This window comes from Microbacterium sp. SY138 (assembly GCF_039729145.1).
Lineage (GTDB): Bacteria > Actinomycetota > Actinomycetes > Actinomycetales > Microbacteriaceae > Microbacterium > Microbacterium maritypicum_A.
Map to the genome: position 1 here is coordinate 2,770,329 of NZ_CP155793.1, position 23,255 is coordinate 2,793,583.

The following is a 23,255-nucleotide window of genomic DNA, read 5'->3' on the forward strand; positions in this document are numbered from 1 at the left end:
CTTGTCACGAACCCGGCCCTGGCGTGGGTGATTCGTGCGGGACCGGGTGAGTCGACATGCTGGGAACGTGAGCAACCTCGTCGCCTGGTGGGAACGTCATCAGATCGCCCTCTATCTCGCAGCGATCGCTGCGGGCGTCGTGCTGGGCTTGTTGACACCAGGAGCCGCGCACCCTCTCGAGCTCGCGATCAACCCCGTTCTCGGGCTGTTGCTGTACGCGACATTCCTCGGTGTCCCTTTCTCGATGATCGGACGCGCCTTCCGCGATATGCGGTTCCTGTCCGTGGTGCTGGTCGTGAACTTCGTGATCGCCCCCGTCATCGTGTTCTGCCTGTCTCGGTTCGTCGCTCACGACCAGGCGCTGCTGGTGGGTGTGCTGTTCGTCTTGCTGACGCCCTGCATCGACTATGTGATCGTCTTCACGGGGCTCGCCGGAGGGGCGAAGGAACGGCTACTTGCGGCCGCGCCGATCCTCATGCTGGGACAGATGCTGCTCCTGCCGGCATACCTCTGGCTGTTCGTCGGCCCTGAACTCGTCGCCGCGGTCGACCTCGCGCCCTTCGTCGACGCTTTCCTCCTGCTCATCGTGCTCCCGCTCATGGCGGCCGGCCTCACCCAGTACGTCGCCTCCCGCACGCGCTGGGGCCGCACTCTCCGAGACACCGCTCTAGCCGCCATGGTGCCGCTGATGATGCTCACGCTCGCCGTCGTCGTCGCTTCCCAGGTCTACGGCGTCAGCCGGCAACTTCCTGCACTGTTCGCCACAGTTCCGATCTATGCCGCCTTCGCGGCGGTCATGATCCCGGTAGGGATATTCGCGGGGCGTGCGGCACGACTCGATGTCTCCAGCACTCGCGCCGTCGTATTCTCCGGCGCGACCCGCAACTCCCTAGTGGTTCTCCCGCTCGCCCTCGCGCTCCCCACATCGTTCGCCCTTGCCCCTCTCGCCGTCGTGACGCAAACACTCGTCGAGCTCGTCGCCATGGTGATCTTTGTCCGCCTGATCCCCCGGCTCGTGGGTGACCGTCGTCTCGCAACCGATTGAGGCACCGCCGAAAACCCCTGCCGTAAGGGACTTCTGGAGAGCGTTATCGGCAGCTGCTCACGGCCACAGAACGGTCTCACGCCGAAAACGATCGTTTACGGCAGGCGCACGAGTTCTCGTCGGACTCGCACCGCTAGAGCTACCAGTCACGCGGGAATGCACACGACTGGCCTTGAGTTGGATACCCACAGGGGGTATGTTTTAATCACGAACGGGTACACCGACAACAAGGCTGATCTGCGTAAGCGGTTGAGTCGCGTCGAGGGTCAGGTGCGAGGGATCGCACGGATGGTCGACGAAGACAAGTACTGCATCGACATCCTCACGCAGGTTTCTGCAGCGACGAAAGCGCTCGAAGCGGTGGCGTTGTCGCTGCTGAGCGATCATCTGAGTCATTGCGTCGCCGAGGCCAGCGCTGAGGGCGGCGAAGTCGCGGCAGAGAAGGTCCGCGAGGCTAACGAAGCCATTGCCCGCCTGGTCCGTTCATAACCGCCACGTCTGTCTACTTGAAGGAGCACACGATGACTGATCGCATTGAACTTGGCCTGAAGGACGAGAACGCTGGCTGCGCGTGCTGTGCCGTTCCATCGAACACCGAGGCATCCACACCCACTGCGGCCTCGTCTTCCTCGGAAGAGGTTTTGGTTGCGGGTATGACGTGCTCGCATTGCGTGTCGAGCGTCAGTGACGAACTGACGGCTGTGGACGGTGTCGAGTCCGTCGACGTCGACTTGAACGCCGGCGGCATCTCCCGCGTGACCATCCACAGCGCAGCACCGGTCGATCCTGCTGCTGTGAGGGCTGCGGTCGAAGAGGCCGGCTATACCCTCGCGACCAGCCAGGCCTGAGTCGCTAACTGTCTGCACCCGGCTCGACCGGGCGCATCCGAGCAAGGAGTTCCGATGAGCCAGCATGACGAACATAGCCATCACGCCGCGCACGAGAACCACGGCAGCGCGCCGACAACGGAGCATGACCACGCGGCGATGAGCCACGATCACGACACTTCGCCAGAACATAGCGGCCATGGTGGTCACAGCGGACATGGTGGCCACGGTGATCATGTGGGCCAGTTCCGGCGGTTGTTCTGGATCATGCTGATCCTCGCGGTCCCGGTTGTCGGGTTCTCGATGATGTTCTCGATGCTGCTCGGATACCCACTGCCAGACACCGCCTGGGTCGGGTGGATCTCCCCGGTTCTCGGAACCGTCATGTATGTGTGGGGCGGTGCCCCGTTCCTCACCGGCGCGGTGAGTGAGCTTCGCGCCCGTAAGCCCGGGATGATGCTGCTGATCGCCCTCGCGATCACGGTCGCGTTCCTCGCGTCATGGGGTGCGAGTCTGGGCCTGTTGCACCACGAGCTGGACTTCTGGTGGGAGCTGGCCCTGCTGATCGTGATCATGCTTCTCGGGCACTGGATCGAGATGCGCTCTCTCGCGCAGACCACCTCGGCACTGGATTCCCTTGCCGCTCTGCTGCCCGATGAGGCGGAGAAGGTAGAGGGCGACACGACAACCACTGTCGCGCCTGCTGACTTGCTGGTGGGGGATGTCGTGGTGGTGCGCCCCGGCGGGCGGGTCCCCGCGGACGGGCGGATCGTGCAGGGCTCGGCGAGCATGGACGAGTCGATGATCACTGGCGAGTCCCAGCCGGTGCGCCGTAGCGACGGCGATCAGGTCATCGCCGGCACCGTCGCGACCGATTCTGGTGTGCGGGTGGAGATCACTGCGATCGGCGAGGACACTGCTCTGGCGGGGATTCAGAAGCTAGTGACCGAAGCGCAGAGTTCGTCGTCGCGGGCGCAACGGCTCGCGGATAAGGCGGCGGGGTGGTTGTTCTGGTTCGCGCTCGGCGCTGCCGCGATCACCGCGATCGTGTGGACGGTCGTCGGCCAGCCCGACGCCGCGGTGATCCGCACGATCACCGTGCTCGTGATCGCCTGCCCGCACGCTCTCGGCTTGGCGATCCCACTGGTTGTGTCGATCGCGACGGAGCGCGCCGCCCGTGGGGGTGTGCTGATCAAGGATCGTCTCGCGCTGGAGAGCATGCGTACCGTCGACACGGTCCTGTTCGACAAGACCGGCACCCTCACTAAGGGCACCCCCGCCGTTACCGCGATCGACCCCGTCTCCGGCACCGATTCCGACCAGTTGCTGGCGTGGGCTGCGGCCGCGGAAGCGGACTCCGAGCACCCCCTCGCCCGCGCGATCGTGAACGCGGCCAAGGAGAAGAACCTCACCGTTCCCGCGTCCTCTGACTTCGAGTCGTCCCCGGCTGTCGGAGTTCGTGCGCGTGTCGATGGACACGTTGTGCAAGTCGGTGGACCGTACATGCTCGAGCAGGAGAACGCCCACGAGCTGCCGGTTGCCGACGAGTGGCGCAATGAGGGTGCGATCATCCTCCACGTCCTCGTCGACGGCAAGGTTGCGGGCGCTCTACGCCTGGCAGACGAGATCCGCTCCGAGTCGCGTCACGCAGTCGAGGCCCTCCATGAGCGCGGTGTGCAGGTGGTCATGATCACCGGTGATGCCGATGCGGTCGCCGCCTCCGTGGCGGGCGAGCTGGGCATCGATCGTTACTTCGCCGGGGTGCGACCGGAGGACAAGGCCTCGAAGGTCAAAGAGCTGCAAGGCGAAGGCCGGAAGGTCGCGATGGTCGGAGACGGTGTGAACGATGCGCCTGCGCTCGCGCAGGCGGATGTCGGTATCGCCATCGGTGCGGGAACGGATGTCGCGATCGCCTCCGCCGGCGTCATCCTCGCCAGCGACGACCCCCGGTCGGTGCTCTCGGTGATCGAACTGTCCCGAGCCAGCTACCGGAAGATGAAGCAGAACCTCTGGTGGGCCGCCGGCTACAACCTCCTCTCCGTCCCGCTCGCAGCAGGCGTACTCGCCCCCATCGGTTTCGTGCTCCCGATGTCCGTGGGTGCCGTGCTGATGTCGTTGTCGACCATCGTCGTCGCGCTCAACGCGCAGCTGCTGCGCCGGCTGGACCTGCGCCCCGACGCAGTGGCCAGCAAGTAGCAAGAAACAGTCGGGACGACGGACGTAGGCTGATAGGAACGGGAGGTGAGTATGTCGCTGATCAACGTCGCACAACAGGTGCGGGGACCGCGCACGCTCACTCACACCGTCTTGGCCGTCATCGCGGTCGCCGTGGGCATCATCGCCGGCCTGCTGGCGATGCACTCCTTCAACTCGCACGCGACAACTGCCGGCCACCACGACACCGTCGCTGTCAGCACTCAAGCCGGAGCGTCCGACCATCATCGCGATGCGTCCGCTTCCGCCGTCTTGCCGGACTCACCGCAAGTGGACGCGGGATGCGCGACGTGCGGGGGTGGGGACTCGATGACGTGGATGGCGTGCGTTCTCGCGCTCCTGGTCGCCACCATCCTGCTCGGGCGGATCGGGCTCGGCTGGCGGCGTACCGCACTTATCGCGGTACTCGCTGCCGCGACGACACGCTCGCCTGCCCGCGCTCGCGCCCTCCCGCTACCCCCTTCTCTCACGGTTCTCTGCATCAGTCGCACGTGATGACGCGCTAGCCCACCCAGCAGGCAACGCACCCCTGGCGCCGGCAGTAGCCGGGCCTCATCACCGACCCTTGGAGAACACTCATGAAGATTCGACCCGCGGCGATCGCCGCACTCACCCTCACAGCTCTGCTCGCTCTCACCGGCTGCGCCGGAAACACCGGTTCCGGCGACGGCATGGAAGGCATGGACCACGGCGGAAGCTCGTCCGCACCCGCCGACACAGCCGACGCGAATGACGCCGACATCATGTTCGCCAGCATGATGAAGGAGCACCACGCGCAGGCCATCGAAATGTCCGACGTCCTTCTCAGCAAGGACGGCGTCGATGAACGCGTCGTTGCTCTCGCGGAAGAGATCAAGGCCGCTCAGGAGCCGGAGATCCAGAAGATGGATCAGTGGCTTGAAGACTGGGGCGCGGAGATGGACAGCATGGAGGGCATGGATCACGGCGACGGCATGATGTCCGAGGAAGACATGCAAGCCCTCGAAGATGCCACCGGTCCCGATGCGGGGCGTCTGTTCCTCGAGCAGATGATCCAGCACCATGAGGGCGCTGTCGACATGGCACAGGAAGAAGTCGACAACGGTCAGAACAGCGACGCCGTCGCACTCGCTGAGACGATCATCGACGCGCAGACCGAAGAGATCGCCACCATGAAGGAGATCCTCGCAACCCTGTGATCCATTGGGTGGGGTGCGGGACTCCCGCACCCCACCCAGTGATCTGTTGCGCACACCATCATGCGAACCCTCAAGACGTCCATGCTGCCCACCTTCCGAACGCGACGCCGTGCGGCACTCACGGTCGCGACAACGATCTCGGCCAGCATCGTGCTGGCCGGGTGCACCGCACCCGCCGAGCCCACCACCGGACACGACCACGCCACCACCATCAGCCACGTTCACGCGATCGTGCCCAACCCCGCAGAGGACGGGTACCTCCTGGGCGCCCATGACGGGATCTACACGGCCACATCCGATGGCGAGGTCGGCTCCCGTATCGAGACCACCGACTTCGACGCGATGGGCCTCATCACCGTCGGTGACGCTCTCCTCGCGTCCGGGCATCCCGGACCGACCACGCCCCCAGAACTCGGCTCCCCCAACCTCGGAATCATCCGGAGCGACGACAGCGCCAGATCTTGGACGCCCGTCTCGTTCACTGGCGAGAAAGACTTCCACGTCCTTGCCGCCGGGAAGAACGACACCCTCTACGGGATCGCCTCGGACTCCGCGGAGCTCCTCCGCACCGACGATCTCGGTGAGACCTGGTCGCCGGTCGGAGAAATCCTGGCGTTCAGCCTCGTCCTCGACAACGCGGGACAACTGATCGCTGCCACCCCAGACGGGCTGCAAATCAGCACTGATGAGGGCGCCACCTTCGCGCCCCTGAACGACGCACCTGCGCTCTACCTCCTCGCCGTATCGCCTGACGGCAAACAGCTGGTCGGTGTCGGCCGCGGCGGGCAGATCTGGGCCAGCACAGGATCCAACGCCGAGTGGGTTCCCGCCGGCGTCACCCATGGCTCCGCGCAAGCGCTCGCGACCACGAACGACGGTGACATCTTGGTCTTTGATGACAGCGGCCTGGCGGCAATCGCCAAGTAGCCGAGAAGACGACATCTCCAGCGGAAGGCGCTCACTTGTCCCGCTATACGCCGAAACTGTCTGCCGATAAGAGGTTTCGGCGAACCATAGCGGCACGCCTTCGAGCGCCGACTAACTGCTGCTGCCGCAAACGATCGTTTCTGGCGGGGCCTATAGCTAGGCCGTGTTGCTAAACCGGGGTCGGGGTTTCGAGCCGGCCCCGCCCCCGGTCAGCATCAGGGTGGGCGGAGCGAATGTTCCGTCGCGCCCGCTGCGGGTCAGAGGTACGGCTGGGTGATCAGCTCGAGATAGTGCCCTGAGGGATCGAGAAGGTAGACGCCTCGACCGCCGTGCTCGTGGTTGATCTCTCCGGGCTTGGAGCGCTGGGGGTCTGCCCAGTGATCGAAGCCGTAGTCAGTGATCTTGGCGTATGCACGGTCGAAGTGGGGGTCTTCGAGGAGAAATGCGTAGTGCTGCGGCGGGAACTCCATCGGCGGGGCTGCGAACTGCAGCAATACCCCGCCGGCGATCTGGACGTTGACGAACGGGCCCCATGCGGGCGCGTCGTCGGCTTCGAGCAGGTCACGATAGAACTCCGCCATTTCGGCAGCGTCGATCGAGGCGATGATTGTGTGGTTGAAGTGTGCTGTCATGATTCTCCTTGTGTCGTGTGGGTGAGTTTGGGTCACTCACACAAGGAGGAGCGCGGATCAGCGCACGACCAGATCGCCGTTCTGGGAGCGGCCGACGCGGGCCTGGCTGGTCATCATGCTCACAAGGATACCGTGACCGCGAGTTGATCTCCCTCGATGCGCTCCGGAGCCGACATGCTGCCGAGCCAGTGCAGAGTGGCGGCGAGGCAGAGGCCGGCGTGGTAGTTGCGGGCGAGCTTGTCTGAGCGCATCGCTATCCCGCGCCACTGCTTGAGCTTGTTGAAGCACCGCTCGACGACGTTACGGCCGCGGTAGCGGGCCCGCTGCTCGTCACCGAAGTCGATCGGCCGGCCGCGCCGCTTGCGTCGGTGAGCGATCTGATCCTCACGCTCCGGGATCGTCGCCGCGATCCCGCGCTCGCGCAGCCCGGCCCGGTTCGCCTTCGATGGGTAGCCCCTGTCCGCGAGCACCCGGTCCGGCCTCGACCGTGGCCTACCCCTCGCGCCGGGGACGCGGATCTCGCGCAGCGTCGCGGGCAGCATGCTGGTGTCCGCCGCCTGCCCCGGGGTGAGGATGAACGCGAGAGCGCGTCCCTTCCCGTCGCAGACCAGGTGATTCTTCGTCGTCAACCCGCCACGGGAGCGGCCGATCGCATGATCGGGCGGCTCGTCACCGAACTTCTTGTAGTTCGACAATGCCCCCCGTGGTGCGCGGAAGGGTCGCACCATGCTGATGCACGCGCACGATCGTGGAGTCGATCGACGCGACCCAATCCAGATCACCGGACTGCTGCGCGAGCGACTGTGTCTTCTCCAGCACCCGCGCCCACACGCCCTGCTCGGACCACCGGTTGAAGTTCTTGTAGATCGTGTTCCAGTTCCCGAACCGCTCCGGCACGTCCCGCCACGGTGCCCCGGTCCGGAACCGCCACGCCATCGCCTCGACCACCGTGCGCCGATCCACCGGCGGCCGACCCGTCGACTTCGCAGTCGGGAACAGCGGCCCGATCACAGCCCACGCCTCATCCGAGATCACATCACGCAACACGGTTCAAGATTCGCCCACGAGGCACCCGAAGGCGTTTATCAACACGGCCTAGGGCTAGACGTGAGTTCCGTGCTCCGTGCTTCTCCCGGTCGCGGTGCTCGCACAATTGAGCGCCTCAACAGCCCAGCCGCGACGTTATGTGGGGAGGAGAGGAGGATGGTGCGGAATGGTGATGGGTCGCGTTGACCTGCTCTGCTCGTGCAGTCGCCGCACATCGTCGAGCGCCTCGACGGGTGACATGTACCGTGTCGCGACGGGCAAGGTACGCATCCACATCACTTCGACTTCGTACGGGTCAACTTCGTAGACGCAACCGACAGTACGGCGGGGGTCGTCGGCTTCGTATTTGTGGTCGAGGATCAGCCAGTCTTTCTCCGCGACTTTGCGGAGTTCGAACCGCGCCTGAGCCAGTTCCGTCATCTCGTCCTCCATCTCGACATCCTCACTGTCGCGGTGCGTAGCTTCCAGGAGAAGATCCTTGACAGCTCTCATTCGGCATGGGTAGGTCCCCGGTCCCCCTCAGGCGTTCACGAGCGAGGGTGCCAGACTCTCGGACAGGATCCGTGAGGTGAGCTTGAGGCGGAGATGCCAGGCGGCGCCGTAGTTCTGTTCGGGGAGGTCCTGCAAAAGCGCACGGTCGTCTGCGCCGAGCCCGTCACGGGTGGCCTCGCGGAGGAGATCGTCCCGTGTGGCGGGGTATTCCATTTCGGTGAGGAATCGTTCGAGCGACGGTGAGAGTGACATGGGTCGTCCTTCCGAAGGGTGTTGGGGACGGTGGGCGGTCGCGACGAGTAGTGCGACCACCCACCGTCGCTGCGGTGACGCGGGGATCCGATGAGTTAGGCGGTCACGGCCTTGGTGTCGTGAGAGCCCATCGATTCGATCTGGATCTTGCGCGGCTTGGCGCGTTCAGCGATAGGGATAATCACGCTGAGCACACCGTTGTTGTAGGTGGCGCTGATGCCCTGGGCATCGACGTCGTCGCCGATGGTGAATCGGCGGACGTACGAGCCGAAGGGGCGCTCCTGTGCCAGCCAGCGAGAGTTGTCGCGGCTCGCCTCCGTGCGTTCGGCACGGATCGTGAGGAGGTGACCGTCGACATCCACGTCGACCGAACCGGGGTCAACCCCCGGGAGGTCAGCGTTGAGGACGTAGCGGTCGCCTTCGCGGAACAGATCCACGGGCATCAGACGCGGCTGCCTGCTGGTGTCGAACACGCTCTGCGCGATCCGGTCCAGCTGGCTGAAAGGATCAAATGACATCGACATGGCGAAAAATCTCCTTCCGAAGATGAACGGCGTGACGCCGTTCGACGAATGATGATCAACGGTGGAGGCCGCGCGCGGCCACATCACACGGAGGCGCGCGCACCCGCTCGGGAAGCTCGTCTGCCCGGAGGATCCCAGCAGGCGGCGTCACAAATTGCCGCGGACCTGCGGGAGCTTTTGCGCGAGGTGGCATCGCGGCTGTCATGGTCGACAGGGCGCGGATGCCGGCCACCATCCGATCGAACTCGGTACGGACCCACTCGGGATCCGCGCAAACGATGTCCGCGAACACGACCCGCGTGTCATCGACCCGGCTCGGTACCGCCACGGTAAATCACCTCCATACCTGTCATCGCCAACTGCTGCGGGCGTCGGAGATTCCAACACCTGCAACCCCGAGAGATCTGGATCACTTGATGCATATTTTATAACCCGGCTACTTGACCTGATGCAAGCGCTTCGAGCAAAATTTCTGCATGGAATCGACTCCTCAAGAGCGACCCGTCTACACGATGGGGATCGCGGCCGAGCTCCTCGATCTCCCTCCGGCGACACTGCGACTCTACGAGCGCAAGGCCCTGATCAAACCCGCACGCACGGACGGCGGAACGCGCCGCTACAGCGCGAACGACATAGAGCGGATGCGCCGCATCGCGGACCTACAAACCGACGGCGTCAACCTCGCTGGCATCGGCAAAGTGATGGGCCTTCAGGATGAGAATGCCGAGCTGCGGGCGTCACTCGACCGCGCAGACCCGGAATAGGCTCATTCGGATTCCGTGCTGCTCGTCGCGTGCGGCGTTCCGACAGGTTTCGACTCGCTGGAGCCGCGTTGTCGCAGGTAGATACTGAAGACCACCATGGCCCCGACGGCGAGGAACTCCGACTGCCAGTTCTGCAACGTCCGGTTCCAGAAGTCAGACGACGCGACGTAGCCCGCCCACGACACGGGAGGCATCCCGTGCTGCGCGTTCTCTTCATTCGCGACGATCTGGCCGGCAAGCGATTGCGCGAACCAGGACAAGAGGAAGATCGACCCCATCAGGATCAGCAGAGAGTTGGAGTAAGCCCACAATCGGATGCCGCGGACGCGTGCCCACGCCGGTGAATCGGCTTTCGCGTGCTCATCGACGAATTGCTCCTCGTCGGTGCCCACACCCTCGTCTCCAGGTCTCTTGGACTCCGGAGAGCCTCGTTGTATCAGCCACACCGTGGCCAGGATGAAGAGAAAGAACTGCAGGAACTCCGACTGCCAGTTCTCCGCGACATCAACTAGAAAATCCGACGAGGTGATGAAGTCCAGGTACCCCACCGCCGGCTCACGGTGCTGCAGCAGTTGCTCGTTCGCATACGCGTGACCTGCGAGGGACTGACCCACCAGGGCGAGGAGGAAAATCGCCAGGAAGGCCAGACTCAGCCCGTTGTCCCGAATCCGCCGACGCATAACCTCACCGTCCCGCGATCGGCAGCACGATCATCACCGCGAGCCCCGCGCCGATGATGACGATCCACGTCCAGAAGACGCCCCGACCTGAAGATTCGCCACTACTCGCCACGAAATCAACCCTTCCTACGCGATGAACACGCCACAAATGTACGACCCGCCCGCTAGACACGGAAGGGGACCGCCATTCGCGGAAGGGGACGTCCGTCCGCCGGTTACCCGCTACTGCGTCGGTTCGGGAGTCTCGAGAACCTCGTCCACCAACTGGATGCCGCCGGAGGAGCTCGCCGAGTGCATCAAGTCCTCGATCCACCTCAGGTTCAGTTGCGGCGCCTCGGGCTCTTCGAAGGTGAAGCGCAACGGAATCGAGGGGTGTAGCCAGATCGTGGAGCGGCCCCCGGATTCATCGTCGGGGTGCTTCCACGACAGTGTGAAGCTCTCGTTCCGGCGGAGCTTGGTGGCGATGACGACCTTGAGGTGCGCGAGCGCGCGATCTTCAATGTGGATCGGAGCATCCTCATTGCCATATGACAGAGTGGCCATGTTCAGAACTCTACTGTCCGTCGACTCACGCCCACCGACCGCCTATGTGAAACGTAGGACGCACTACGCGGGGTCGGATGTGCCGAGCTTTTCCGCCGATGCTCCGTCCGTCGGCTCCGCAACGAGGTAAAGACCGCTCGGGGAACTCGCCATATAGGCGAGCGCGTCGACCCATTCACGGTTGATCGACGGTTGACGACTACCGTGATACTTGAAGACGAGCGAGCTACCAGCGTGGATCCACAAGTCGTGCGACCGCCACCGACGCTCAAATCCTCCCGCCAGGCGAAGCTAAACGGCTCTCCCCGCCGCAGCTTCGCGGTCATCACAAGTTGCAAGTGAGTAAGGGCAGGGTCTTCGATCTCAGTCTTAACGGACCCGTCCGGGGTGGCTTCGAAGTTGTCGACCTGCCCGCTGTTGAAGCAGCCATCTGCGGCATCCATCTCGGTTCCATGGATTACATCGCCGAAAGCTGGCAAGCGATCCACGCTGAGATATTTGCTCGAGGGCTTGTTCACTCGGGACCGTGTCGTGAACTGCATGTTCGGGCGGTCTCGCAGAACCAATCCGATTGGGTGACGGAGTTGCAGCAGCCTGTTCGCCGCAGCTGAAGACTGTACGGCGCCCCGCATTCCCGCTGGATGTTCCCCACAGCTTGAGTCATGCTCGCCCGCCAAAAACGATCGATTTCGGCAGCTCCTGAACCTCGCTGCCGAACGACCGGCTCGGATCTGTCGCGGGCGAATTGCTCGCCGTGAAACTGCTTGAGGAGGCCGCGGGGAAAAGAATGAGCCGCTGAGAGTGTGGCGGGGCACAGCAGCGGTCCCGGTTCAGTCTGGGGAACTGGTCGGGACCGCCGGTCGGCTTCGCTGGGGACTCCGCCGACCCAGACCGCCTACGTAGCGCGGCCACAAACAACGTAGCCGGGGCCTCCCCGGTGTTCAGAGGGGCTTGCTTAAGCAGCCGCCGTGATAATTCGTTGCAGTGACGCGGGTCACTATCAGCAATCCGCAACAGACGAGAGCGTTGCCCTACGTCCAAGCCCGGTTCAATCGGCGGAAGTTACAGCAGCTCGTCCACGCCATAGATTTGTCGTTTCGGGGGGCGACGAGAGTAGTCCCCGGCTGTCACTGCTGGGCTGTCCCTGAACCAGGGTGTCGTTAGGGGCAGCCCAGCCCGGCTCAAACGCCGGCTCGAACAGTGCGTTGCGCCCGCTCCCCAGTACCGACCGACCCACCGCGCGGTAGATCCATGGTCGCACCTTTGCTCGGATGACAAAAGGTCTCGTGGACGCACCGAAGTAATGTGGTGTTCGGACATCACAGACTGAAGGACGGGGGCTAGCGACTATCGTCGTGGCTCCAAGTCGGGTATCCGTGGAGACAAGAAAAGGATCCGTCATGGGCAAGTTTATTTACGAGGGTGGGCCGAAGGTTGAGATCGAAGACCGTGCTCTCACGCATCTTCAGCTCGTGATGACTGCGAAGTTGCGGCGCGGTGAACCTTTCACTTTCACGTGGAAGGAAGACGTGAGCACTGGTGGGGGCCGTACAAGCGTCTGGATCCACCCGGGCAGTTCGATGGTGTTCAAATTCTTCGGTAGTCGAGCGCCAGCGATCAACCGTGCCTGGGTGGATGCTCTCGCTCTTGGCGCGAACTCCCCCACGGGGCTGTACCTCACGCCTGAACCGGTAGAAGGAACACGGTTGGAGCGCGACTCGGAGACTGCCTCAATCCGCGCGTGATTGCAACCCCCGTCGAGCGCGTATCACTCGTATGTAGGGTTCTGGCATGCGTGAGCGTTCGGTGGTGCAGACTCGTGTCAGCATCGACGGCTCCAGTTTTGTCCTTGCTCCCTCGCAGGACATCGAGCAGCTGTGTGATCGGCTGGAAGCTGCCGTCACGGGGACGGGGAGGGTAGTGCTCTTCGTAACCGCGGATGAGCGACGGGTGAGAGCGCTGATCACCCCGAGCAGCCGGGTTGTGATCTCTGAAGAGGACGTGCATGTCGATTCCGACGACGCCGTGCTTTCGCTGAATGGGTCGGGGAGCTGGGATCTGCTCTAGGCCTGCTCGAGTTCGGGCGTGTCCAGCACTTCATCGACGAGCGCAATCCCGCCGCTGGAGTTCGCCGTCTGCATGAGCTGCTCCACCCATTTCATGTTGATCTGAGGTGGTTCCGGTTCTTCGAACACGAACCGCAACGGAATCGAGGGATGAATCCAGATCGTTGAACGCCCGCCGGGTTCGCCGACGGGGTGCTTCCAGGAGAGCGTGAAACTCTCATTGCGGCGGAGCTTCGTCGCAATCACCAGTTTGAGATGAGCGAGCGCGCGATCTTCAATGTGAATCGGCTCGGTGCCTGGACCGTAAAACAGGATCGCCATGCGACCTACCCTACTTACGGTGCTAGTCACAGTGTGGCCGATACCCGCGTGAGACGTTGCGTCCATGATCGACGGCTGACCACATAGTTGTACGGCAGGCGCATCTGCGTCTGATCTTCGTGGTCGGGCCGTTCGCTAACGTAGAAGACGCACTCCTCAGACCCCGCACTTGGAGGCAGCCTTGAGTCTTCTGGAAGAGGTTCGGCGAATCGTCGACGCAGTTCCCTCGGGGCAGGTGATCACGTACGGCGAGATTGCTTCGCTGGTGGGGGTTCATCCCAGGCAGGCAGGCAGGCCGGCTGGTGGCACGGCTCGAAGATGACAGTCCTTGGTGGAGAGTGGTGTACAGCGATGGGTCTCCGGCGACCTGTCATGATGGTGCCGCTCGTACTCTTCTTCGGGAGGAGGAGACACCGATGTGTGGTGAACGAGTCGATGTCAGGAGATCTCTTGAGCAACGTCGAAGCTCCTGATCCTTTCGCTCTGCTTCGCCATGAGCTGATCCACGATGTCGCCAACAGCGGTTTCCGAGAGCAGGGCATGGATCCCGTATATACGGCGGGCGCGAGCGCCCGTGTCGCTGTCATCGGTCAGGCGCCGGGTCGGCGTGCACAAGCCAGCGGGGTGCCCTGGGACGACGCGAGTGGCGCCACGCTCATGGAATGGCTGGGGGTCACGGAAAGACAGTTCCGTGACCCGGAACAGTTTGCTCTCCTGCCGATGGACTTTTACTACCCGGGACCCGGTCGGAACGGATCGGGCGATGCACCTCCGCGACCAGGCGTCGCCGCTCGGTGGCACCCACCTTTGTTCTCGTTGATGCCGAGTATCCGATTGACCCTTCTCATCGGTAGATATGCCCAGCAGGCATATCTACCGATCGCCACCACACAGACTCTGACCGACACCGTGCGGAACTACGAGCAGTTCCTTCCCGAACGATTCCCGCTGGTGCACCCCTCGCCGCTGAACTTTCGCCGGCATGCCAGGAACCCGTGGTTTGCGACGGATGTCGTGGAGGACCTTCGTCGGCATGTCGAGAAGGCACTGCGGTAAGTCCTGTAGTGAACGCCGAGCCGCTGCAGCTTGGCCGCCATGTCCCCCCTTTGGGGGACATGGATGGTAACGTTTGGTTAGTAGCTGGGGCTACTTGCGGAGCGTCTGGGGCGCTACGCCACACGCAACGAGGCTATGTCACGTTTCTGTGACGAGCCCTCTCGGAGCCTCGGTTCTGGGGAACTCATCGTTTCGAGAGGGCTGCCCCCTCGGCTCGAGAGTCTTCGACTCGCAATACTCAAGGCGGGCCCACGTAGTGTCGTTCCCGCTCGAGCGGGGTCATCCTGTGGGTGTTTCCAGGACTTCCTCGAGGAACGTGATTCCTCCGGAGCTGTTGGCTGACTCCATCAGCGCGTGGATCCATTGCAGGTTGAGTTGCGGAGGTTCGAGCTCATCGAAGGTGAATTGCAGTGGGATCGACGGGTGTAACCAGATGGTGCTGCGCCCTTCAGGGTCCCCTTCCGGATGGCGCCAGGACAGGGTGAAGGACTCGTTGCGGCGGAGCTTGGTGGCGACGATAACTTTGAGGTGAGCGAGGGCCCGTTCCTCGATGTGGATCGGTGCTTCGGAACCGCCGTAGTGCAGTGTGCCCATGGTGGACGACATCCATTCTCGGAATGACAATTCGGTCACATCGGCGGGAGGCTCGCTATGTCTCCCCTTGCTCTTTCAGGTTAGTGGGCGGGTACCAGACCCGATTGCCCTCCACCGATGCGAACGACGTGAGTGTGTGGGGTTTGGTGGAGGTGGCGCTCATGATGTCCTCCACAGAAATGTGGCGAACGACCAGCGCATCCGCGATGAGAGACCGGTGGCAGCGCCACGGGACCGCTTCCGCGCACATGATCGCCACAGTCTTCTCTTTTGCTCGATCGATCAGACGGTCTATTCCACGCGCGAAGGGCTCGGTTTGCATGTAGTCGGCGTAGCTGCGGAAGCTTTTGTTGCGCCAGGCGCCGTTGATGCTCTCCACATTCACTGGGGTGTGGCGGAGACCGCCGAGTTCTTCCATCCGCGCATAGTGCAGGCCTGCGTCCGTCAGGCTTTCCTCAAGCGCCTGCGCGCCGAATTGCGGGTTATGTCGGGAGCCGGGAACCGTCCGCACATCGATGAGTTGTTGCACGCCGTTGTTTTCGAGCAGCGCTATGAACTCCTCGATCGGGTGTGTGGAGTGACCGATGGTGAACACTGTCGGGGGTTGCATCCTGCTCCTGAACGGTTGCGAGCGGTCGGTTGCGACCGGGGAACTCCTCGCACCCAAGGGGTCCCCCGGTCAGCCGATCAGCGGCTCGCTCCCTTGCGCGGCTTGAGGAAGACGTCGGGTTCGCGCTTTTCGCGCTTGGCCGCTCGTTTTTCCTTGATTGACAGCTGAGCGATCTTTTTCGCTCCACGTGTGGTTGGTGACTTACCGGGCATCAGAACTCGCTTCCCCTATTTGGCTGGCGGATGAACCTCTGACCATAGCCGTCTTCCAAGGGAAGTCAACTTTGCAATCCGCCGCGCAGTCGCGGTGTAGGAAAAGGCCTTTCCTTTCAGATGAAGTCGTTTGCGGATGCTTGGGCCATTGGCTCTTCCCAGATGAGGGTGTAGGTCGGCTGGGCGCGTCGATCCGCAGATAGACGTCGAGATCTCCCGACGATGGAGGTTCCTACGCCATCCATCCGAAAGACCTCGACGTGACCGACGCTACCCCGCCGGCCGGCTTTGGCCGCCCTGACCTGACCGCCTTCGCGTCTTATCCCAATCGACTCTGATCGGGTCTGCTGATCCTCTCGACGAGAACGCAGCGACATCACAGCCACCCAACCCCGACCGTCCGGGAAGCCGGGACACGTCACATAGCCTGTGCGGCGGGCGTGTCGAGTGGGTCGTCCAGAGGCGACGCAGGAGCGTCGACGCGACGTGCTGAGAGGTGGTTCCAGTCGAGCACTAGCACACCGGCTACAGGCATGGCGATAGGTCAGGAACGGCGTCGCTCCCTACGCAGGAGGGAGCGCAGAGTCTCGGCGTTCGCGTAGCCGACTCGTAGCGCGATCTCGGCGGAGGTGAGGTCCGTGGTTGCTGAGAGGTGCCGAGCTCGTTCGATGCGAAGCCGTTGGACGAAGCCGAGCGGAGTGAGGTTGAGCGCCGCACGGACTCGTCGTTCGAGGGTGCGCCGGCTGGTGCCAAGTGACTGCGCGACGAACGCGACGTTGAACGGTTCGTCCAGGCGGGCGCGCACGAAGCGTTCGAACTCGACGACGATCGGGTCCTCGTGCCGGAGATGTTCGTAGGCGACGAAGGCCGCCTGCGACGGGCGCTCGTCGATGATGAGGAGCTTGGCGACATGTTGGGCCAGGTCGGGGCTGATCGATCGCACGAGTGAGAGCGCGAGGTCGATGTGGGCGAACGCGGCGCCGGCGGTGACGAGGTTCCCGTCGGCCACGACCATGGTGTCGAGATCGAGGGCGACGGTCGGATAGCGCTTCAGGAACTCCGGCCCCAGGAACCAGCTGGTCGTCGCCCGCCGATGATGCATCCGTCCGGTCTCGGCGACAGCGAACACGCCGGTGCACGCCGCGGCGATCCGGGTGGTCGCCTCGTCGAGGCGCCCGAGCGAGGCGATGACCGAACGAGCATCTCGGCTCTGGAGGGCGTCGTTGGTAGCGGCGGCCGTAAGGGTTCCAAGCGCAGGGACGACGACCACGTCGAACTCTCCGGACTCCGGCAGCGGGTGGTCCACCGACAGGGTCATCGATGCCGTCGTGGTCACTCGCCGTTTCGGTCCGAGGATGGCGAGTTCGATCGGGTCGATCCGCGGGTCGACATCGCCGCGGGCTCCGTCGGCCACCCGCACGATGTCGATGATCGACGCGATAGCCGAACCGAAGCAGCCGTCGATCACGATCAGTCCGATACGCATGACGTAAACAATAGCAATACTGCCGTATACGCCACTCCCCACCGGCCCTCGCTCGTCATACGCTGAACTCGTCCCACGAAGAACCCCGACGTCAAGGAGAGTCCCTCATGTCCACACCCGCATCACTTCCGTATGCCTTCGTCGCCAAGATCGTCGCGGCCGATGGACAGCACGACGCGGTCGCCGATCTGCTCGCCGGCGCTGTCGCACTCGCCAACGAAGAAGTAGGAACGATTGTCTGGTTCGCGGTCAGGACCCACGCCGACACCTTCTGGATCTTCGATGCATTCCCCGACGAAGCCGCTCGCGACGCCCACGCCAACGGCGCCATCGTCGCAGCCCTGATGGCCAACCAGCACCTCCTCGGCGCAGCACCCGAGATCCTGGCGGCCGACGTCCTCGCGTCCAAGCTCCCGTAGTCCGCCAACGCACGAGACGATCGCGCCCCGCCGAGCCGTCGCCAGGTCGCGACGCAACGCCATGCTGCGTTGCCGAGCGGTGCGAGGCCTATCGGCACACGGACAGGATGCCGGCCGCGAGCGCTCAGCCGGCGAGGGGTCCGTCGCACAGGAGAGCGACGTCGGTGTCGGGCAGAGCCGTGAGGCCAGCGCATCGCGCGACCACCAGAACCGAACAGAGGCGTGGAAAGTCGCCCTCCACTGACCTTGGGCGTTCATCGGCGCACGACCGGTAGCCGATCCCTGAGGTGTGTACACACTTGATTCGCCTGTGGAAAGTTTGGCTGCTCAGTGCTCTTGTGACTGCGTACCGGGTCATCGGTTGTCAAGCGTCGGCTCTTCTGCTCAGGTAGCCGCAACGATCAGTTTGATCGCGGCGGCAAGGTATTCCGCGGACGCGCCGACGCCGTTCTCGGCAACTTGTGCAGGAGTTCCAGCGGCGACGACTGCGCCGCCATCATCGCCGGCGCCGGGTCCGAGGTCGATGACGTAGTCGGCTGCTGCCACCACCCGCATGTCAAGTTCCACCGCGACGACGGTGTTTCCTGCGTCGACGAGGGTTTGCAGATGCGTCACGAGCCGGTCAGCGTCAGCGCAGTGCAGGCCCGAAGTTGGTTCGTCGAGAACATACAAGGTGTCCCCTCGTTGTGCGCGCTGTAGCTCGCTTGCGAGCTTCACGCGTTGTGCCTCACCTCCAGAGAGCTCGGTTGCCGGTTGTCCGAGTCGCAAGTATCCGAGACCCACGTCTGACAGTGCAGCTAGTGAGCGGGTGATGTCGTCTTCACCGTCAAAGAACGGGTGGGCTTCCTCAACGCTCATCGCGAGCACGTCAGCGATGGTGCGCTCCCGCCAAGTGATCTCGAGGGTCGAGGCTTTGTACCGGGTCCCGTGACAGTCGGGGCATTCGGTGTACACGGATGGGAGGAAGAGTAGCTCGACCATCACGGACCCTTCGCCCTCACAGGTGGGGCAGCGGCCGCCGGAGACATTGAAGGAGAAACGGCCGGGCTTGTACCCACGCGAGCGAGCTTCGGGCGTCTCAGCGAAGCGTCGACGGACGTGGTCGAACAAGCCCGTATATGTTGCAACGTTCGATCGGGGGGTTCGGCCGATGGGTCGTTGATCGATGTTGACAACCCGCCGGACCCCCTCGAGAGAGCCGTCGAGGACACCATCGAGCCGCTCTGGGGTATCGGCAAGGAGCAGCTCGTCGCCGGTCGGTTCGTCCTCCGCCGGAATGCTGTGACCGAGGCGGTCACCGACGAGAGCCGGGAGGGCCTGGCTGACCAAGCTCGACTTGCCGGAACCCGAGACTCCGGTGACCGCGGTGAAAACACCCATGGGAATGTCGATGGAGACGCCGTGCAGGTTGTTACGAGTCACGTCCTTCAAGTGGAGCCACCCGCGCGGGTCGCGAGGGGTGTGCGGGGGCAGTCCACTGCCACCGAAGAGGTAGCCGCGTGTCACTGAGTCCTTGACGTCGGCAAGCCCATCGGTAGGGCCGCTGTAGAGAACGCGGCCGCCATGCTCGCCCGCGCCGGGGCCGATGTCCACGAGCCAGTCCGCGTGCCGCATGACATCGACGGAGTGTTCGACGACGAACAGGCTGTTTCCGCTTCTCTTGAGCCCGTCGAGGATCTTCAAGAGCGCTGTCACGTCTTGTGGGTGAAGGCCTGCGGATGGTTCATCGAGGACATAGACGACGCCGAACAGGTCGGAGCTGAGCTGTGTGGCGAGCCTGATTCGTTGCAACTCGCCACCCGACAGGGTCGGGGTGGTTCGACTTAACGACAGATACCCGAGGCCAAGATCGGTCAGTGGGCGGAGTCGCTCGATCACCCCGGAAGCGAGCCGGGACGCAGCGGCGCGCTTCTCCGGCGAACGGTTCGCGGTGCGGCGCACATCGGGTGCGGCGGCGTGCGCGGACCCTCCGGCGGCGATGCGCTGCTCCGTGGCTGCGCGACGGGAATTGGCATGCAGCACAGCACCATTCGGAACGGTCTCGGCCTGTCGCGCTCCCGCGACAACGTCGGAGAGCATGTCAGCAAGCTCTCGAAGCGGCAACTGCGAGAACTCCGCGATGTCCAGGCCCTCGAACGTGACCGAGAGCGCTTCAGGCTTCAGCCGCTTCCCGTGACAGACCGGGCACAGGGCAGCGTCGAGGTACTGCGCGACGCGACGCTTCATCGACGCGCTCTTCGAGTTCGCGAATGTGTCCAACACATACCGGCGGGCTCCGACGAAGGTGCCCGAGTAGCTCGGCTCGACCCCGGCCTTGGTCGCGGCGCGAGCCTCAGCAAGCGTCAACCGGGAGTGGACCGGAACGAACGGAGTCTCATCCGTGTAAAGGATCCAGTCCCGGTCTTTTCGTGGCAGATCTTTCCATGGCACGTCAACGTCATAGCCGAGGGCCACCAACACGTCGCGGAGCTGGTGTCCGTGCCATGCCGTCGGCCAGGACGCGATCGCGCGCTCCCGGATCGTGAGCGACGGATCCGGCACCATCCGCTCCTCGGGCACCGCGTAGACACGACCAATGCCGTGACACTCCGGGCAGGCCCCCTGCACCGTGTTCGCAGAAAAGTCCTCCGCGTAGAGCATCGGCTGCCCATCCGGATAGTCCCCGGCGCGGGAGTACAGCATCCGCACGAGACTGGACACCGTGGTGATGCTTCCCACCGTGGACCGGGCACTGCGTCCTCCACGCTGCTGCTGCAACGCCACGGCCGGCGGCATCCCGGTGATGGAGTCAACATTGGGAACACCCGCCTGGTCGATCAGACGGCGAGCGTACGGCGCCACCGACTCCAAATACCGTCGCTGCGACTCCGCGTACAGCGTCCCAAACGCCAACGATGACTTCCCGGAACCCGACACACCCGTGAACACCACTAACGAGTCCCGCGGAACGGAGAGGTCCACATTCCGCAGGTTGTGCTCCCGAGCACCCAAGACCCGAACCTGCGCGTCGGCGGCGAGTGAAGAATCAGACGAAGTCATGACCAGATCGTACTGACCTGTGAGCAGCTTCGCTTTGTGTCGTCGTTTTCGCTGCGATCGGTGTCGGGTTAGACCACGGGTGACCGCTGGTGAAAATCAGATCGACGTTGCAATAAGCTGCGCCCGATTGCGCGCGCCGACCTTCCGGAGAAGGTTCGACACATGGAACTTCACCGTGTTGACGGAGATGAGGAGCTCTTCCGCGATTTCGGCATTGCGCGCTCCCGATGCGAGAAGCCGTAGCACATCTCGTTCGCGCATGGAGAGTTGTGAGAATTCCGGAAGTGGCTCGGGTTCCGCCGGCGGATCGAGGGGGAGCCGGATGTCTACTGAGGACCCCCAGCCGGGTGTTGAGGAGACCGAAATCGCGCCGTCGAGGGCTGTGACGCGTTCGACGATTGGGCGGATCGAGTCGTCGTGTGCGGAAAGTTCGCCGGCCCCGTCATCTCGGATGCCGATCAGGAGATTCAGGCCGTCGCAGTCCCACTGGATGCGCACCCGCCGAGCCTCGCTGTGATCCGCGAATGCGAGCACCGAGCTGCGGACGATGGCGCGCGCCGCGTGCGCGACCTCTCCTGGGAGTGCCCGACCGGTCGCGGGCGGCTCAACGAACTGCACGTCGAGATCGCCGAACCGGACGAGGGGGAGCAGGTCGCTCTGCAGCCGGGCGAACGCACCGACGACGGGTTCGAGGATGCTGCTGCGTTCCTGATCGGTAACAGCGCGCAGCCCGATCAAGGCGCTCGTTGCCGCCTCGATCGCCATGTTGCGTGCTGCGCGGTCATCGAGGCGGGGCGATCGCAGAAGCGCGAGCATAGATTCGAGCGTGATCGCGTGCCGGTCAGCATGTTCGGCGACGATTCGCGCGTGGTCGGCGACATGCTGACGTGACGCGGGCGACGCCAGTTCGGTGAGGTCCATGGTGGCAACCTACCCACTCAGGTAGGCCTATGCCTACGGGTAGGTGGGCCTGCTCCTTTGCGGGGGAGCCAACGCGACCGACGGCCGTGATGATAGAGCGATGGATGTCCTCGAAATCGGTGTGGGTGACTCGCTCAGCTGCATCGCCCGCGAACTCGAACTCGCCACCCACAGACTGATAGCTCGCGACCCGGCGGGATTGGCGGAGCTCGCGGATATCGTCGGCGCTGCTCCGCGAGTCTTCGTGCTGGGTGCAGGCCGATCGGGGCTCGCGCTGCGAATGACCGCGATGCGACTCATGCATCTTGGCCTGGCCGTCCACGTCGTCGGGGAGGTCACCGCTCCTGCGATCGAACCAGGTGACTTGCTCCTCGCTGCCAGCGGTTCCGGAACGACGGGCGGCATCGTGCGCGCGGCACAGACTGCCGTCGATGCTGGCGCCCGGGTGGCGGCTGTTACAACAGTCCCAGAATCTCCGCTCGCAACGCTGGCAGCCGTCACGATAGTCGTGCCGGCTGCCGGCAAGCTTGATCGCTCTGAAGCGGCATCTGAGCAGTATGCCGGCAGTCTCTTCGAGCAATTGGTCGTTGTCCTCGGCGACGCGCTTTTCCACACACTCTGGCGCCGCTCCGGCTTGACCGCTGATGATCTCTGGCCTCGCCACGCAAATCTCGAATGACTCAAACCACTGCACGAAAGGAATCCAAATGAAACTGCAGTTTGCCATGGACACCCTCTCCACCGAGGCCGCCCTCGAACTCGCTGCTGCCGCCGCGCCGCACGTCGACATCCTCGAGCTCGGTACCCCGCTTATCAAGAGTGCTGGCCTTTCGGCGATCACGGCGATCAAGAAGGCCCACCCCGACAAGGTCGTCTTCGCCGACCTCAAGACGATGGATGCCGGCGAGCTCGAGGCTGATATGGCCTTCACTGCGGGTGCCGATCTCGTGACGGTCCTCGGTAGCGCCGGTGACAGCACGATTGCCGGTGCCGTGAAGGCGGCGAAGAAGCACGGTAAGGGCGTTGTCGTCGATCTCATCGGCGTGAGCGACAAGGCGAAGCGTGCGAAAGAGGTCGTTGCACTCGGAGCAGAGTTCGTCGAGATGCACGCGGGCCTCGACGAGCAGGCCGAAGAGGGTTTCGCCTTTGCCACCCTGCTCGAGGACGGCAAAGCTTCGGGCGTGCCGTTCTCAGTCGCAGGCGGCATCAATAGCTCGACGATCGCTTCGGTGCAGGAATCTGGTGCGGAGGTGGCTGTGGCGGGAGGCGCGATCTACGGCGCTCCCGATGTCGGTGCTGCCGCCGCGGAACTCCGTGCAGCCATCGTCTGACGACCTAGGTCTTGCCACCCACACGCACAGAGAGCGAATCAGCCGAAAACCCCGGCCGGAACCCGGTTTCGCACC

The 23,255-nt window shown here is 63.8% G+C and carries 28 protein-coding genes and 2 pseudogenes; 15 read left to right on the top strand and 15 right to left on the bottom strand.

Translation table 11 applies throughout. The features are described from left to right. Positions 1-67 precede the first annotated feature (67 nt). From ABDC25_RS13135 to ABDC25_RS13165, 7 genes are all read left to right on the top strand, one after another. Positions 68-1,045, top strand: a complete 978-nt coding sequence (locus tag ABDC25_RS13135; RefSeq protein ID WP_167255903.1) for a bile acid:sodium symporter — start codon at positions 68-70, stop codon at positions 1,043-1,045. Positions 1,046-1,201: 156 nt separating this feature from the next. Next, the gene (locus ABDC25_RS13140; protein WP_347123151.1) at positions 1,202-1,534 is read left to right on the top strand and encodes a metal-sensitive transcriptional regulator; all 333 of its coding nucleotides are present in this window, start codon (positions 1,202-1,204) and stop codon (positions 1,532-1,534) included. 32 nt (positions 1,535-1,566) lie between these two features. Beyond that, the gene (locus ABDC25_RS13145; protein ID WP_129172371.1) at positions 1,567-1,893 is read left to right on the top strand and encodes a cation transporter; all 327 of its coding nucleotides are present in this window, start codon (positions 1,567-1,569) and stop codon (positions 1,891-1,893) included. Between the two features lie 54 nt (positions 1,894-1,947). Beyond that, positions 1,948-4,068: a heavy metal translocating P-type ATPase gene (locus ABDC25_RS13150; RefSeq protein WP_167255899.1), complete on the top strand. Its 2,121-nt coding sequence runs from the start codon at positions 1,948-1,950 to the stop codon at positions 4,066-4,068. A 51-nt stretch (positions 4,069-4,119) separates the two neighbouring features. Continuing rightward, on the top strand, positions 4,120-4,581 hold the full coding sequence (locus ABDC25_RS13155) for a DUF6153 family protein (protein WP_243844927.1): 462 nt from the start codon (positions 4,120-4,122) through the stop codon (positions 4,579-4,581). A gap of 83 nt (positions 4,582-4,664) precedes the next feature. Next, a complete protein-coding gene (locus ABDC25_RS13160) occupies positions 4,665-5,264 on the top strand; it encodes a DUF305 domain-containing protein (RefSeq protein WP_129172368.1) in 600 nt (199 codons plus the stop codon). A gap of 60 nt (positions 5,265-5,324) precedes the next feature. Further along, complete coding sequence (locus tag ABDC25_RS13165; protein WP_241830691.1) at positions 5,325-6,191, top strand: F510_1955 family glycosylhydrolase; 867 nt, start codon at positions 5,325-5,327, stop codon at positions 6,189-6,191. Between the two features lie 257 nt (positions 6,192-6,448). Here ABDC25_RS13165 and ABDC25_RS13170 read toward each other — a convergent pair whose 3' ends face one another. The 5 genes and pseudogenes from ABDC25_RS13170 to ABDC25_RS13190 form a co-directional block, all read right to left on the bottom strand. Continuing rightward, complete coding sequence (locus ABDC25_RS13170; RefSeq protein WP_167255895.1) at positions 6,449-6,823, bottom strand: VOC family protein; 375 nt, start codon at positions 6,821-6,823, stop codon at positions 6,449-6,451. A 200-nt stretch (positions 6,824-7,023) separates the two neighbouring features. Then, positions 7,024-7,870: pseudogene (locus ABDC25_RS13175) on the bottom strand (IS5 family transposase); the annotation flags it as partial. A 135-nt stretch (positions 7,871-8,005) separates the two neighbouring features. Then, a complete protein-coding gene (locus tag ABDC25_RS13180; RefSeq protein ID WP_347123154.1) occupies positions 8,006-8,362 on the bottom strand; it encodes a hypothetical protein in 357 nt (118 codons plus the stop codon). Positions 8,363-8,389: 27 nt separating this feature from the next. After that, positions 8,390-8,614: a DUF2795 domain-containing protein gene (locus ABDC25_RS13185; protein WP_167255893.1), complete on the bottom strand. Its 225-nt coding sequence runs from the start codon at positions 8,612-8,614 to the stop codon at positions 8,390-8,392. A 95-nt stretch (positions 8,615-8,709) separates the two neighbouring features. Beyond that, positions 8,710-9,138 (bottom strand): Hsp20/alpha crystallin family protein, encoded by a 429-nt coding sequence (locus tag ABDC25_RS13190; protein ID WP_167256234.1) that lies wholly within the window; start codon positions 9,136-9,138, stop codon positions 8,710-8,712. 476 nt (positions 9,139-9,614) lie between these two features. Between ABDC25_RS13190 and ABDC25_RS13195 the strand changes: the two genes are divergently transcribed. Continuing rightward, positions 9,615-9,902, top strand: a complete 288-nt coding sequence (locus ABDC25_RS13195) for a MerR family transcriptional regulator (protein WP_315072334.1) — start codon at positions 9,615-9,617, stop codon at positions 9,900-9,902. A gap of 2 nt (positions 9,903-9,904) precedes the next feature. Here the strand turns inward: ABDC25_RS13195 and ABDC25_RS13200 are convergent, their stop codons facing one another. From ABDC25_RS13200 to ABDC25_RS13210, 3 genes and pseudogenes are all read right to left on the bottom strand, one after another. Beyond that, positions 9,905-10,582, bottom strand: a complete 678-nt coding sequence (locus ABDC25_RS13200) for a DUF6766 family protein (RefSeq protein WP_167255891.1) — start codon at positions 10,580-10,582, stop codon at positions 9,905-9,907. 222 nt (positions 10,583-10,804) lie between these two features. Further along, a complete protein-coding gene (locus ABDC25_RS13205; protein WP_167255889.1) occupies positions 10,805-11,125 on the bottom strand; it encodes a hypothetical protein in 321 nt (106 codons plus the stop codon). A 63-nt stretch (positions 11,126-11,188) separates the two neighbouring features. Next, positions 11,189-11,568: pseudogene (locus ABDC25_RS13210) on the bottom strand (ATP-dependent DNA ligase). Positions 11,569-12,525: 957 nt separating this feature from the next. Between ABDC25_RS13210 and ABDC25_RS13215 the strand changes: the two are divergent. Further along, a complete protein-coding gene (locus ABDC25_RS13215) occupies positions 12,526-12,870 on the top strand; it encodes an ATP-dependent DNA ligase (protein ID WP_315072328.1) in 345 nt (114 codons plus the stop codon). A 46-nt stretch (positions 12,871-12,916) separates the two neighbouring features. Beyond that, positions 12,917-13,192, top strand: coding sequence for a hypothetical protein (locus ABDC25_RS13220; protein WP_167255885.1), 276 nt, complete (start codon positions 12,917-12,919; stop codon positions 13,190-13,192). Here ABDC25_RS13220 and ABDC25_RS13225 read toward each other — a convergent pair. Beyond that, positions 13,189-13,512: a hypothetical protein gene (locus ABDC25_RS13225; RefSeq protein ID WP_153244297.1), complete on the bottom strand. Its 324-nt coding sequence runs from the start codon at positions 13,510-13,512 to the stop codon at positions 13,189-13,191. The genes ABDC25_RS13220 and ABDC25_RS13225 overlap by 4 nt on opposite strands. A gap of 235 nt (positions 13,513-13,747) precedes the next feature. Here ABDC25_RS13225 and ABDC25_RS13230 point away from each other — a divergent pair, with 235 nt between their 5' ends. Together ABDC25_RS13230 and ABDC25_RS13235 are read left to right on the top strand one after the other, a co-directional pair. Beyond that, positions 13,748-13,834 (top strand): hypothetical protein, encoded by an 87-nt coding sequence (locus tag ABDC25_RS13230; RefSeq protein ID WP_292776176.1) that lies wholly within the window; start codon positions 13,748-13,750, stop codon positions 13,832-13,834. Positions 13,835-13,962: 128 nt separating this feature from the next. Further along, positions 13,963-14,568 carry a uracil-DNA glycosylase family protein gene (locus ABDC25_RS13235; protein WP_243844852.1) on the top strand — a complete coding sequence of 202 codons (606 nt, stop codon included), beginning with the start codon at positions 13,963-13,965 and terminating at the stop codon, positions 14,566-14,568. Between the two features lie 279 nt (positions 14,569-14,847). Here ABDC25_RS13235 and ABDC25_RS13240 read toward each other — a convergent pair whose 3' ends face one another. The 4 genes from ABDC25_RS13240 to ABDC25_RS13255 all read right to left on the bottom strand — a co-directional run bounded on the left by ABDC25_RS13240 (position 14,848) and on the right by ABDC25_RS13255 (position 17,470). Then, the gene (locus ABDC25_RS13240) at positions 14,848-15,162 is read right to left on the bottom strand and encodes a hypothetical protein (RefSeq protein WP_167255881.1); all 315 of its coding nucleotides are present in this window, start codon (positions 15,160-15,162) and stop codon (positions 14,848-14,850) included. Positions 15,163-15,217: 55 nt separating this feature from the next. Next, on the bottom strand, positions 15,218-15,772 hold the full coding sequence (locus tag ABDC25_RS13245; protein WP_315072320.1) for a DUF488 domain-containing protein: 555 nt from the start codon (positions 15,770-15,772) through the stop codon (positions 15,218-15,220). A 77-nt stretch (positions 15,773-15,849) separates the two neighbouring features. Beyond that, positions 15,850-15,984 carry a hypothetical protein gene (locus ABDC25_RS13250; protein WP_315072317.1) on the bottom strand — a complete coding sequence of 45 codons (135 nt, stop codon included), beginning with the start codon at positions 15,982-15,984 and terminating at the stop codon, positions 15,850-15,852. A 544-nt stretch (positions 15,985-16,528) separates the two neighbouring features. Continuing rightward, positions 16,529-17,470 (bottom strand): helix-turn-helix domain-containing protein, encoded by a 942-nt coding sequence (locus tag ABDC25_RS13255; protein WP_347123160.1) that lies wholly within the window; start codon positions 17,468-17,470, stop codon positions 16,529-16,531. Positions 17,471-17,577: 107 nt separating this feature from the next. Here ABDC25_RS13255 and ABDC25_RS13260 point away from each other — a divergent pair, with 107 nt between their 5' ends. Further along, a complete protein-coding gene (locus tag ABDC25_RS13260; RefSeq protein WP_033107114.1) occupies positions 17,578-17,889 on the top strand; it encodes an antibiotic biosynthesis monooxygenase in 312 nt (103 codons plus the stop codon). A gap of 384 nt (positions 17,890-18,273) precedes the next feature. On the opposite strand, the gene ABDC25_RS13265 is transcribed toward ABDC25_RS13260, so the two are convergent. Both ABDC25_RS13265 and ABDC25_RS13270 read right to left on the bottom strand, forming a co-directional pair. Continuing rightward, positions 18,274-20,928 (bottom strand): excinuclease ABC subunit UvrA, encoded by a 2,655-nt coding sequence (locus ABDC25_RS13265; RefSeq protein ID WP_167255877.1) that lies wholly within the window; start codon positions 20,926-20,928, stop codon positions 18,274-18,276. A 96-nt stretch (positions 20,929-21,024) separates the two neighbouring features. Beyond that, positions 21,025-21,849, bottom strand: coding sequence for a LuxR C-terminal-related transcriptional regulator (locus ABDC25_RS13270; RefSeq protein ID WP_243844851.1), 825 nt, complete (start codon positions 21,847-21,849; stop codon positions 21,025-21,027). Between the two features lie 100 nt (positions 21,850-21,949). Here ABDC25_RS13270 and hxlB point away from each other — a divergent pair, with 100 nt between their 5' ends. Both hxlB and hxlA read left to right on the top strand, forming a co-directional pair. Continuing rightward, a complete protein-coding gene (gene hxlB, locus ABDC25_RS13275) occupies positions 21,950-22,528 on the top strand; it encodes a 6-phospho-3-hexuloisomerase (RefSeq protein WP_315072304.1) in 579 nt (192 codons plus the stop codon). 28 nt (positions 22,529-22,556) lie between these two features. Next, positions 22,557-23,180, top strand: coding sequence for a 3-hexulose-6-phosphate synthase (hxlA, locus tag ABDC25_RS13280; protein WP_167256230.1), 624 nt, complete (start codon positions 22,557-22,559; stop codon positions 23,178-23,180). Positions 23,181-23,255 lie beyond the last annotated feature (75 nt).